At 76.4% G+C, this 12,116-nt stretch carries 9 protein-coding genes; 2 read left to right on the top strand and 7 right to left on the bottom strand.

Features of this window, described 5'->3' with window-relative positions:
- Nucleotides 1-46 precede the first annotated feature (46 nt).
- Nucleotides 47-520: a gamma-glutamylcyclotransferase family protein gene (locus tag EDC03_RS06135; protein WP_123379362.1), complete on the bottom strand. Its 474-nt coding sequence runs from the start codon at nt 518-520 to the stop codon at nt 47-49.
- A 96-nt stretch (nt 521-616) separates the two neighbouring features.
- Here EDC03_RS06135 and EDC03_RS06130 point away from each other — a divergent pair, with 96 nt between their 5' ends.
- Complete coding sequence (locus EDC03_RS06130; protein ID WP_241967055.1) at nt 617-2,272, top strand: NAD(P)H-quinone dehydrogenase; 1,656 nt, start codon at nt 617-619, stop codon at nt 2,270-2,272.
- Between the two features lie 187 nt (nt 2,273-2,459).
- Here the strand turns inward: EDC03_RS06130 and EDC03_RS06125 are convergent, their stop codons facing one another.
- From EDC03_RS06125 to EDC03_RS06100, 6 genes are all read right to left on the bottom strand, one after another.
- Nucleotides 2,460-3,326, bottom strand: a complete 867-nt coding sequence (locus tag EDC03_RS06125) for an endonuclease domain-containing protein (RefSeq protein WP_123379361.1) — start codon at nt 3,324-3,326, stop codon at nt 2,460-2,462.
- Between the two features lie 327 nt (nt 3,327-3,653).
- Entirely contained in the window at nt 3,654-5,465 is a 1,812-nt protein-coding gene (locus tag EDC03_RS06120) for an acetyl/propionyl/methylcrotonyl-CoA carboxylase subunit alpha (protein ID WP_123379668.1), read from the bottom strand.
- A gap of 173 nt (nt 5,466-5,638) precedes the next feature.
- Entirely contained in the window at nt 5,639-6,280 is a 642-nt protein-coding gene (locus EDC03_RS06115) for a Maf family protein (RefSeq protein ID WP_123379360.1), read from the bottom strand.
- Between the two features lie 63 nt (nt 6,281-6,343).
- Entirely contained in the window at nt 6,344-7,771 is a 1,428-nt protein-coding gene (locus EDC03_RS06110; RefSeq protein ID WP_123379359.1) for a dicarboxylate/amino acid:cation symporter, read from the bottom strand.
- A 78-nt stretch (nt 7,772-7,849) separates the two neighbouring features.
- Nucleotides 7,850-9,574 (bottom strand): DUF885 domain-containing protein, encoded by a 1,725-nt coding sequence (locus tag EDC03_RS06105; RefSeq protein WP_123379358.1) that lies wholly within the window; start codon nt 9,572-9,574, stop codon nt 7,850-7,852.
- Between the two features lie 92 nt (nt 9,575-9,666).
- On the bottom strand, nt 9,667-10,386 hold the full coding sequence (locus EDC03_RS06100) for a PspA/IM30 family protein (RefSeq protein WP_123379357.1): 720 nt from the start codon (nt 10,384-10,386) through the stop codon (nt 9,667-9,669).
- A gap of 281 nt (nt 10,387-10,667) precedes the next feature.
- Here EDC03_RS06100 and EDC03_RS06095 point away from each other — a divergent pair, with 281 nt between their 5' ends.
- On the top strand, nt 10,668-12,089 hold the full coding sequence (locus EDC03_RS06095) for a GntP family permease (RefSeq protein ID WP_123379356.1): 1,422 nt from the start codon (nt 10,668-10,670) through the stop codon (nt 12,087-12,089).
- Nucleotides 12,090-12,116 lie beyond the last annotated feature (27 nt).

Below are 12,116 nucleotides of genomic sequence, written 5' to 3'. Positions count from 1 at the left end.
GGGGGCGGCCGTGGGGGACGCCCGGCGGGGCGGCGGCCGGCGTCGCTCAGGCGCCGCCCGCGGCCCCCTCGGAGGCACGGCAGGGACGTGCCCGCAGGGCGGTGACGTAGTCGGCGGGCGCGCCCGCGGCCTCCGCCGCGTCGGCGACCATCCCGAGGTAGCGCGCGGCCGGGAGCCCGCCCTCGTAGGCGTCGAGGACGTAGAGCCACGCGACCACCTGGCCGGAGAGCGTGTCGACCCGGACCCGCACCTTCCGGTAAAGGCCGAGGCCGGCTCCCTCGACCTCGTCGAGCGACCGGGCGTCCGCCTCGGTGAGGTCGTAGAGCCCGACGTAGACGGCGGCGTCGGCGGCGTCGTCCTGCACCACCGTGACGAGCGCGCCCTCCCAGCCGCGGTCCTCGCCGCCGAAGGTGAGGCGCCAGCCGTGCAGCCACCCGGTCTCCGACAGCGGCGAGTGCGGGGCCCGGTCCGCCATCCGTGCGGGGTGCAGGTTGCTGCCGTAGGCGGCGTACAGGGGCATGGCGCGACTGTATCGACGGCACCGGCACCACCCGCCCGCGCCGGGTGCCGTCCCGGGCTCCTCCTCGGGCCGCCCGGAGGGGCAGGATGGGGGTCGATGCCTCCTGCCGCGGACGACCCGCAGACCCCGCCCGTCGACGCCCCCGCCTCCTCGGGCGGCGGCGCCGTCCTGCCGCCCGACCCCGAGGGCGCCGCCGGCGGCGCCGAGGGCATGGGCGCGCCCGCCGCGAGGACGCCCCCGGGCGAGCCGACGGACGGCTCCGCGTCCGCCGAGGCGGAGCGCCGTGCGGCCGAGAAGCCCCACGGCCACGACGGCCCGGTGTCGGTGACGGACGTCGCCAGCACCCGCGTCGTCGTCCTCGGCGGCGGGCCGGGCGGGTACGAGGCCGCGCTCGTCGCCGCCCAGCTCGGCGCGTCGGTGACGGTCGTCGAGAAGCACGGGCTCGGCGGGTCGACGGTGCTCACCGACGTCGTGCCCTCCAAGACCCTCATCGCCACGGCCGAGGTCATGGCCACGGTGACCGACTCCGTCCACCTCGGGCTGCGCTTCCCCGGCGCGGGCGACGACGACACCGACGCCGAGAGCGCCGTCACCGTCGACCTCGGCCGGGTCAACGCCCGCGTGCGGGGGCTGGCGCTGGCCCAGTCCGCGGACATCCGCGAGCGGCTCGTGCGCGAGGGCGTCGAGGTCGTCGCCGGGACCGGGCGCCTGCTCGCCCCGCAGCGCGTCCACGTGGACCTCGCCGACGGCGGCAGCAGCGAGCTCGAGGCCGACGTCGTCCTGCTGGCCACCGGGTCGCACCCGCGCGAGCTGGCCGACGCGATGCCCGACGGCGAGCGGATCCTCAACTGGAAGCAGCTCTACGACCTCGAGGAGCTGCCCGAGCGGCTCGTCGTCGTCGGCTCCGGCGTCACGGGCGCCGAGTTCGCCAACGCGTACGAGGCGCTGGGGTCCGACGTCGTCCTCGTCTCCAGCCGCGACCGCGTGCTGCCGGGCGAGGACGCCGACGCGGCGCAGGTCATCGACGACGTCTTCCGCCGCCGCGGCATGACGGTCATGGCCCGCTCGCGCGCGGTGTCGGCGGTCCGGGACGGCGACGGCGTCCTCGTCACCCTCGCCGACGGGCGCGAGGTCCGCGGGTCGCACTGCCTCATGGCGGTCGGCTCGATTCCCAACACCGCGGGGCTCGGCTGCGAGGACGCGGGCGTGCGCCTGTCGTCGTCGGGGCACGTGCAGGTGGACCGGGTCTCGCGGACGTCGGTGCGCGGCGTCTACGCGGCCGGCGACTGCACGGGCGTCCTGCCGCTGGCCTCGGTGGCGGCCATGCAGGGCCGGATCGCCATGTGGCACGCGCTGGGCGACGCCGTCTCCCCGCTCAAGCTGCGGACGGTCGCGGCCAACGTCTTCACCGCCCCGGAGATCGCGACGGTCGGCTGGACGCAGGCGCAGATCGAGTCGGGCGAGGCGCAGGGCCAGGTGGTCAAGCTCCCGCTCGCCGGCAACGCGCGCGCCAAGATGCAGGGCATCCAGGACGGCTTCGTGAAGCTGTTCTGCCGCACGGGGTCCGGGACGGTCATCGGCGGCGTCGTCGTCGCCCCCCGGGCGAGCGAGCTCGTCTTCCCCCTGGCCCTGGCCGTCGAGCACCGCCTGACGGTGGACCAGGTGGCCCACGTCTTCAGCATCTACCCGTCCCTGTCCGGCAGCCTCGCCGAGGCGGCCCGCCGCCTCCACGTGGCCCCCGAGGTCGACTGAACCGTCCCCTCCGCGGGGCCCCCTCCCCCCGCCCCCTTGGGCACTTCGGTGCCCTTGTGCCGCTCAGGGGCGCTCACCTCGGCACTTCGGCGCTCTTGTGCCGTGCAGGGGCCCTCATCTCGGCATTTCGGCGCTCTCGTGCCCAGCGGGGGTGCTCATCTCGTCACATCAGCGCCCTTCTGCCGGGTCAGCGGCGGGCGACGGCGGCCCGGACCATCGTCGTGACCACCCCGGGCGTCCGGAGGTGCTCGGCCGAGACGTGCACGACGATCCACCCTGCCTCGCGGAGTCGCTCGGCCCGCTCCCGGTCCTTGGCGCGCTGCTCCGCCAGCTGGTGCCACGCGCCGTCGTACTCGACGGCGATGCGGAGGTCGGGGAGGGCGAGGTCGACCCGGGCCGTGCCCCGGCTGGTGCGGACCACGAACTGGGGGACGACGTCGAAGCCGGCGAGCACCAGCTCCACGCGGACCGCGGACTCGGGCAAGGACTCGGCGCGCGGGTCGACGAGCGCCAGCGCAGCGCGGACGGCGACGACGTCGCCGTCGTGCCGGCCGTCGAGCCAGCCGGTGAGGTGGTCGACGTCGACGAATCCGGACCTGACGAGCGCGTCGAGGCGGCCGACGCCGGCCGCCAGCGGTACGCGGGCCGCGGCGTCGAAGGCGACGCGTGCTGGCTCCGCGATCGTCGTCGTCTCCCAGCGTCGTCCCCCGACCAGCGCGGCGGAGGACCGTCGGGCGACGACTCCCTTGACCGTCGGCCGGGCGGCGGTGGACGGGACGACCACCTGGACGTCGTCACGGGCGCGCAGCCAGGTGGCCCCGACGAGGACGGCCGCCGCCGAGGCGCCGGTCAGCATCGCGGACGGCGGGAGCAGCAGCCCGGCCGCCCTGCACATCAGAGGGTGCGTGACCTCGACGTCCCGACGCGTGTACGTCCCTCTCAGCAGCCGCACCCACGGCCCGTCCCGCAGCTGCCGGGACGTGAGGACCCCGTCGCGGACGGCGTCCGCCCCGCGGAAGACGAGAGGGAGGTCGACGTCGTCGGTGGGCGCCACCCGCGCGAGCCTGGCGGTCGGCGCCCGGGCGCAGGAACGCCGTCCACAGGCCGCCGGCCACCGGCCACCGGGCGACGGTCGACCGTCGACGACGCGGGGCGACCTGCCGCAGCGACCCGCCAGCCGTGCGCGAGACACGGCATGACGGCGCCGAACTGCCGTCGGGGAGGGGCCAAGGCGGCGAGAGGGCGCCGAAGTGCCGCCGGGGAGCGGCTATGGCGGCGAGAGGGCGCCGAAGTGCCGCCGGGGAGCGGCTATGGCGGCGAGAGGGCGCCGAAGTGCCGCCGGGGAGCGGCTATGGCGGCGAGAGGGCGCCGAAGTGCGGGGTCAGGGGGTGTCGGGGGCGGCGGGGTCGGTGATCTCGCACACCGCCGCGCCCGCGGAGACCGTCTCGCCGACGGCGGCGGTGAGGTGGCGCACCACGCCCGCGCGGTGGGCGGTGAGGGGCTGCTCCATCTTCATCGCCTCGAGGACGACGACCGTGTCGCCGGCGGCGACGGTGTCGCCCTCCGCGGCCACGACCTGGACGATCGTGCCCTGCATGGGCGAGGTGAGGGCGGCGCCGCTCGCCGTCGTCTTCTGCGCGCGGCCGCGGCGGGCCTTGGCGCGGCCCGCGACGCCCGCGGCGACGCCCGAGACGGCCCCGCGCGCGCCGGACGCGACGGCGCCCAGCCCGGCCGGGAGCACGACCTCGAGGCGGCGGCCGCCGACCTCGACGACGACGGCCTCGCGCTCGTGGTGGCCGCCGGGCGCCGCGGCGGCGGCGTCGTACGGCTCGACGTGGTTGGCGTACTCCGTCTCGATCCAGCGCGTGTGGACCCGGAAGGGCCCCTCGCCGCCCGTGACCTCCGGCGCGAAGGCCGGGTCGACGACGACGGCACGGTGGAAGGGCACGACCGTCGGGAGCCCGTCGACCCGCAGCTCCGCGAGGGCGCGGCGCGAGCGCTCGAGCGCCTGACGACGGTCGGCGCCGGTGACGACGAGCTTGCCGAGCATCGAGTCGAACTGGCCGGAGACGACGTCGCCCGCGACGACGCCCGAGTCGACGCGCACGCCCGGGCCGGAGGGCAGCTCGAGCCGCCTCACCTTGCCGGGGGCGGGGAGGAAGCCGCGGCCGGCGTCCTCGGCGTTGAGGCGGAACTCGAAGGAGTGCCCGCGCACGGGCGGGTCGTCGTAGCCGAGGGGCTCGCCGACGGCCAGGCGCAGCTGCTCGCGGACGAGGTCGATGCCGGTGACCTCCTCGGAGACCGGGTGCTCGACCTGCAAGCGCGTGTTGACCTCGAGGAACGACGTCGTGCCGTCCGGCGCGACGAGGAACTCGCAGGTGCCCGCGCCGACGTAGCCGGCCGTGCGCAGCACCTCCTTGGAGGCGCGGTAGAGCTCGGCCACCTGCGCGTCGGTGAGGAAGGGCGCGGGCGCCTCCTCGACGAGCTTCTGGTTGCGCCGCTGCAGGGAGCAGTCGCGCGTCGAGACGACGACGACCGCCCCGTGCTCGTCCGCCAGGCACTGCGTCTCGACGTGGCGCGGCCGGTCGAGGAAGCGCTCGACGAAGCACTCGCCGCGCCCGAAGGCGGCCACGGCCTCGCGGACGGCCGACTCGTACGCGGCCTCGACGTCCTCGCGCTCGCGCACGACCTTGAGCCCGCGCCCGCCGCCGCCGTGGGCGGCCTTGATGGCCACGGGGAGCCCGTGCTCGTCGACGAAGGCGAGCACCTCGGCCGCGCTCTCCACGGGGTCGGGCGTGCCCGCGACGAGGGGGGCGCCGGCGGCCTCGGCGATCCGGCGGGCGGCGACCTTGTCGCCCAGCGCGCGGATGGCCGACGGCGGCGGGCCGACCCAGACGAGCCCGGCGTCGATGACGGCCTGCGCGAACTCGGCGTTCTCCGACAGGAAGCCGTAGCCGGGGTGGACGGCGTCCGCGCCGCTGCGGCGCGCGACGTCGAGGAGCTTGTCCTGGCGGAGGTAGGACTCGCCGGGCGTGCTGCCGCCCAGGGCGAAGGCCTCGTCGGCCGTGCGCACGTGGAGGGCGTCGCGGTCGGGGTCGGCGTAGACGGCCACGGAGGCGAGGCCCGCGTCGGCGCAGGCGCGCGCGACGCGGACGGCGATCTCGCCGCGGTTGGCCACGAGGACCTTCGTGATGGTCCGGGTCGTGCCGGTCCCCGCCTCAGCCATGCGCGCTGCTCCTGTCCGTCCTGCGGCCCGTCCGGCCCGTACGGCCCGCTCGCGCGGTCCACCGCCCCCGGCGCCGGTCGACGCAGGCCGTCGGGGACCCTACCCGCGCGGCGGCCGCGCGCCGTGACGCCCGCCCGTGCTCAGGCGTCGCCGGTCCGTCGCAGCGCCGACCAGCGCACGCCGACGTCGGCGAGCAGCCCGCGCAGCGTCGACAGCCCGAGCCCGACGACGGCGGACGGCTCGCCCTCGACGCCGGTGACGTAGGCGCCGCCGAGCCCGTCGAGGGTGAAGGCGCCGGCGACCGCCAGCGGCTCGCCGGTGGCGACGTAGGCCTCGACCTCCTCGTCGTCGACGTCGGCGAAGCGGACCGTCGTCGAGGAGACGGCGCCGAGCGTCGCGCCGGAGCCCTCGTCGCGCGCGTCGACGAGCCAGTGGCCCGTGTGGAGGACCCCGGAGCGCCCGCGCATGCGCCGCCAGCGCGCCACGGCCTCGGCGGCGTCGGCGGGCTTGCCGTGGACCTCGCCGTCCAGCTCGAGGACGGAGTCGCAGCCGACGACGAGGGCGTCGTCGTCGCCGAGGCCCTCGACGTCGTCGAGGCGGCCCGCCACCTCCTCGGCCTTCGCCCGGGCCAGGACCAGGCAGACGTCCTCCGCGTCGGTGACCCCGTACCGGGCCACGACGGCGTCCTCGTCGACGCCGCTGACGAGGACGAGCGGGTCGGTGCCCGCGGCGCGCAGCAGCGCGAGGCGGGCGGGCGAGGCGGAGGCAAGCACGAGGCGCACGGCGCGACGGTAGTGCCGTCGCGCCGTGCGCCTCGTGGGGGAGCGGTGGTGTAGGGGGCGGGGTCAGGCGGGCGTGGCCACCCGGGTCCCGTCGCTGCCCTGCTCCTCGCGGGTGCCGTCGGTCGCGCGCACGTCGTGGCGGTCGACGTCGTCGAGCGCGAGGGGGTCGCGCCCGCGGGGCGCGTGGTACGCCTCGACGTCGAGGATGCCCTCGCGCTTGGCGACGATCGCCGGGACGATCGCCTGCCCGGCCACGTTGGTGGCCGTGCGGATCATGTCGAGGATCGGGTCGATGGCCAGCAGCAGGCCGACGCCCTCGAGCGGCAGGCCCAGCGTGGACAGCGTCAGCGTGAGCATGACGACCGCGCCGGTGAGGCCGGCCGTCGCGGCGGAGCCGACGACGGACACGAACGCGATGAGCAGGTAGTCCCAGACGCCGAGCTGGACGTCGAAGAGCTGCGCCACCGTGATGGCCGCGAGCGCCGGGTAGATGGCGGCGCAGGAGTCCATCTTCGTCGTCGCGCCGAGCGGCACGGCGAAGGAGGCGTACTCGCGCGGGACGCCGAGGTTGCGCTCCGCGACGCGCTGCGTCACGGGGAGCGTGCCCACGGAGCTGCGGGAGACGAAGGCCAGCGTGATGGCCGGCCACGCGCCGGAGAGGTACTTGCGGGCCGACAGCCCGTGCGCCTTCACGAGGACCGGGTAGACGACGAGCATGACGATGAGCGAGCCGACGTAGACGTCGACCGTGAAGACGGCGAGCGGGGCGACGAGGTCCCACCCGTAGCTGGCGACGGCATTGCCGAGCAGGCCGGCGGTGCCGAGCGGGGTGAGGCGGATGACCCACCAGAGGGCCGTCTGCGTCACGGCGAGCGCCGAGCGCATGAAGGCGACGAAGGGCTCCGCCTTCTCGCCGGTCTTGAGCGCCGCGGCGCCGATGACGATGGCGAGGACGACGAGGGAGAGCACGGAGAAGGACAGGTTGGTCGACGACCCCGTGACGACGCCGTCGGCGCCCTGCTCGACGCTCGTGCTCGCGCGGAGGCCGAGGATGTTGGCCGGGACGAGCTGGTCGAGGAAGTCGAGCCAGCCGCCCTGGGTGCCCGACGCCGACGCCTGGCCGACGTCGATGGTGGCGCTGCGGCCGGGGTTGGTCAGCAGGCCGAGGCCGATGCCGATCGCCACCGAGATGAGCGCCGTGATGGCGAACCACAGGAGCGTCTGGCCGGCGAGGCGGGCCGCGTTGGTGACCTGCCGCAGGTTCGCGATGGAGACGACGACCGCCGTCAGCACGAGCGGGGGCACGACCACGCGCAGCAGCTGCACGAAGGTGCTGCCGACGGTGTCGAGGACCGTCGTCAGCGCGTTGGGGTCGTCCGCGGTGCCGCCCATCGAGCGGGCGAGCACACCGAGGGCGACGCCGGCCACGAGGCCGACGAGGATCTGGACGCCGAAGGGGACGCGCGCCGCGCGTCGGAGGAGCTCTCTCACGGTGGCGGAACATCCGTGCCCCAGGCCCCATTCCCCACATTCTCGACCCGTCGGGTCGGGAAGCGGCTCGCGCGCCGGTCAGGCCCGCGGCGTCACGGCCTCCGCCGGCGTCAGCGCCGCCGCCAGGACGTCGAGCCCCACGGCGCCGAGGTCGAGCGCGCGCCGGTGGAAGGCCTTCGCGGAGAACGCGTCGCCCTCCGCGGCGCGGACGTCGTCGCGCAGGCGGAGCCAGAGCCGCTCGCCGACCTTGTAGGACGGCGCCTGCCCCGGCCAGCCGAGGTAGCGCAGGTGCTCGAAGCGCAGCAGGGCGGGGTCCTGGCGGGCGTGGCCGCGCAGGTACTCGCCGACCTTCGCCGCGTCCCACGTGCCGCCGCCGACCTCGGCGGGCGCGGCGAGGCGGCAGTGCAGGCCGATGTCGACGACGACGCGCGAGGCCCGCAGCACCTGGCCGACGAGCATGCCCATCCGGTCGCCCGGGTCGTCGAGGTACCCGAGCTCGGCCATGAGCCGCTCGGCGTAGAGCGCCCAGCCCTCGCCGTAGCCGCTGCACCACGCCATCGTCCGGCGCCAGCGGTTGAGGACGTCGCCGCGCAGGAGCGTCTGGCCCACCTGGAGGTGGTGGCCGGGCACGCCCTCGTGGAAGACCGTCGTCGTGTCGAGCCAGGTCGTGAAGGTCGTCTGCTCGGGCGGCACGGAGAACCACATGCGGCCCGGCCGGACGAGGTCCTCGCTCGGCCCGGTGTAGTAGATGGCGCCCGTCGCGCTGGGCGCGATGCGGCACTCGAGCGTCCGCAGCGGCTCGGGGACGTCGAAGTGCTCGCGGCCGAGCTCGACGACCGTGCGGTCGGACAGGTCCTGCATCCACGCGACGTAGGCGTCGACGTCGGGGAGCCGGCGGGCGGGGTCGGCGTCGAGCACGGCGACGGCCGCGTCGACGTCGGGGCCGCCGGTGATCTCCCGGGCCACCTCCGCCATCTCGGCCTCGACGCGGGCGACCTCCGCGAGCCCCCAGGCGTAGGTCTCCTCGAGGTCGACCGTGGCGCCGAGGAAGAGGCGGCTGCGCAGCGCGTACTCCTCGCGGCCGCAGGCGTCGTCCTCCCGCGCACGGGGGAGGACGTCCTCGCGCAGCGTCCGGGCGAGGTCCGCGTAGGCGGCGGCGGCGGCCGCAGCCCCGCGGGCGAGGTCCGCGGCCAGGGCCGGCGACGGCGCGGCGCCGCCGGGGCGGGCGCCGGCGGCGAGGTCGGCGAAGTACCCGGCCGGGTCGCCGGCGTCCTCGGCCTGCTCCGCGGCGGCGAGGACCTGCCGGACGGCGGGCCCGCGGCCGTCCGCGGCCTCCTCGAGGACGGCGCGTCCGTAGCCGGCCAGCGCGTCGGGGACGGCGGAAAGGCGCCGGGCGACGGTCGCCCAGTCGTCCGCGGTGTCCCGCGCCATGACGTCGAAGACCTCGCGCACGTCCTGCAGCGGCGTCGCGAGGACGGTGACGTCCGCCCGGCCGACGCGGGCCTCGGCGAGCTCGACCTCCAGCCCGAGCCGCTCGCGCATCGCCGCGAGGGTGACGACGTCGACGTCGTCGGCGGGGGAGAGGCCGTCGAGCGCCGCGAGGGTCCGCCGGGCCAGGTCGGTGCGCCCGTCGGCCGCCGCGGGCGAGTAGTCGGTGAGGCGGTCCTCGTGGCCGGCGACGCCCATGCCCGTGGCCGCGACGGGGTCGAGCGCGGCGTAGGCCTCGACGTGGGCGTCGGCGACGGCGTCGACGGAGGAGGGGGTGCGGGGGGCGGGAGCGGCCGGGACGGCGGGAGAGGACATCTCCGCCAGGCTAGGTCAGCCGTGCGGGCCGGCCGCGGACGCCCGGCGGCACCGTCCCGCCGGGCGTGCCCGGCGGGACGGTGCCGTCCCGGTCAGCCGGCCGAGCCGGCCTTGAGCGCCGCGAGCCGGGCCTCGACCTCGAGGTCGTCGCCGCTCGCGTCGAGCTCCTCGAACTGCGCGTCGAGCGACGACGCCGCCAGCTCGGCGCGCCCGGCGGCCTTGGCCTCCTCGCGGCGCACCTTCTCCTCGAAGCGCGACACCTCGCTCGTGGGGTCGAGGAGGTCGACGTGCCGGACGGCGTCGTGCATGCGGTTCTGCGCCTCGGCGACCTTGGCGCGGGAGGCGAGCTGGTCGCGCTTGGTCTTGAGCTCGGAGAGCTTGCCGCGCATGCCCTCCAGCCCCTTCTTCAGCTTCTCGACGACCTCCCGCTGGGAGGCCAGCTGGGGCTCGAAGCCCTTGAGCTCCTGCTCGGCGGCCAGCTGGCGCTGGAGCGCCACCTTGGCGAGGTTGTCGAAGCGGTCGGCCTCGGAGGCGCTGCCGGCGGCGCGCAGGTCGTCGGCCCGGCGGCTGGCGGCGAGCGCCTTGCCGCCCCACTGCTGCGCGGTCTCGCGCGCCTCGGCGGCGTCCGCCTCGAGCAGGCGGAGGTTGCCGATGGTCTGCGCGACGGCGTCCTCCGCCTCGCGGATGCTGCTCGTGTAGTCGCGCACCATCTGGTCGAGCATCACCTGCGGGTCCTCGGCGGCGTCGATCATCGCGTTGAGGTTGGCCCGCACCAGCTGGCCGACGCGGCCGAGCAGGGACTGCTGCGCCATGGGGTTCCTCCGTGGGTGGTCGGTCTCCCGGGGCCGTGCGGGCCCGCGGCCGGGACGCCGGCGCGCCCCGCCGTCGACCCTCCCACCTCCGGCGTCCCCGTGCGCGGACGACGTCGCGGCGACCGGTCCGGAGGGCGCGCCCGACGGCGGGCGCGGACGACGTGGGTGGTCGGTGGTTGCCACGGACCGGCCCGTCCGCCCATAGTGTGGGTCGCAACCCACGATGTGGCCGACTCGGTCACCCGCCGACCGCGCTCGACGACGAGCGCCGAGGAGCCCCCGTGTCGGACGTCCAGGTCCTGCTCACCACCGCCGCCGCCGTCCTCGTGGTGGTGCTGCTCGTCGTGCGCCTCCAGGTGAACCCCGTGGTGTCGCTCGTCGTCGGCGCCGTCGGGCTCGGGCTCGCCACGGGTCAGGGGGTCGAGGGCACGCTGGGGACCGTCACCGGCGGCTTCGGCTCGATCATGGCCGAGGTGGGCCTGCTCATCGGCTTCGGCGTCCTCATGGGCGCGATGCTCGACGAGCTGGGGGCCATCCGGCGGCTGGTCGCCGCGCTGCTGCGCGTCTTCGGGCCGCAGCGGCTGCCGTACACCTTCGGCCTGGCCCTGGCGACGGTGCTCCAGTCGATCTTCATCGACGTCATGCTCGTCATCTCCGCGCCGCTGGCCCGCCGCGTCGCGCCGCACATCGGCCCGGCCGGGACGGCGCGGATGGCCACGGCGATCGCGATCGGCCTCGAGACCGGGATCGTCCTCGTCGTGCCCGGCATCGGCGCCCTCGCGCTCGCCGGTCTCCTGGGCGTCCCTCTGGGCCAGATGCTCCTGCTCGGCGTCGCGGTGACGGTGCCGACCGTCGTCGTCTCCGTCGCGATCATGTCCGCCGTCCTCCGGCGCACCTGGGACCCGGCCAGGGACGAGCAGCCCGTCGAGGTCCCCGCCGCCGTGGCCGCCGGGTCGCCGGCGGGGTCGCCCGCCGCCCCGACGGCGCCCGGCGGGGCCGCCGGGGACGCGACCGGCGACCTGACGGGGGACGCCCCCGCCCCCGGCCGCGAGCCGCGGCTGCTCCTGCTCTTCGCGCCGCTCCTGGCCGCCCTCGTCCTCATCGCCTCCGGGGCGCTGGCCGAGGTGGCGGGGCTCGAGCACCCCGTCGTGCTGCTGCTGTCCGACCCCGTGGTGGCGCTGCTGCTGGGCGTCCTGGGCACGAGCGCCGTCGGCCGGGCCACCGCGGGCCGCGAGCGGGTGGTGTGCGCGGTCGGCCGCGGCTTCGCGGAGAGCGGCCAGATCCTCCTGCTCACCGGGGTGGGCGGCTCGCTCGCCGCCACCGTCGAGGCGGCCGGGCTCGGCGACGTCCTCGGGCAGTACTTCTCCGCCGGCACCTCCGGGGCCCTCGCCGGGCTCGTCCTCGTCTGGGCCATCGCCGCCGTCCTCCACGTGGCCGTGGGCTCGGTGACGATCTCCGCCATCACCGCCGCCGGCGTCCTCGCACCCGTCGTCCCCACGCTCGGGCTCGCCCCCGTGCTCGTCGCGCTCGCGGCGGGGGCGGGCTCGCTCTTCCTCGTCCACGTCACGAGCAACACGTTCTGGCTCCTGCAGTCGCTGCTGGGCCAGACCACGCGCGGGACGCTGAAGACCTGCTCGCTCGGGGTCTCCGTCGCCTCCGTCGTCGCCCTCGGCTTCGTCCTGCTCCTCGCCCTCGTGCTGTGACCGGCCGTCCGCCCTACCGAGACCCAG

Source organism: Pseudokineococcus lusitanus (assembly GCF_003751265.1).
Classification (GTDB): domain Bacteria; phylum Actinomycetota; class Actinomycetes; order Actinomycetales; family Quadrisphaeraceae; genus Pseudokineococcus; species Pseudokineococcus lusitanus.
Note: the sequence above shows the minus strand (reverse complement) of the source record. Positions and strands in the feature narration are given on the sequence as shown.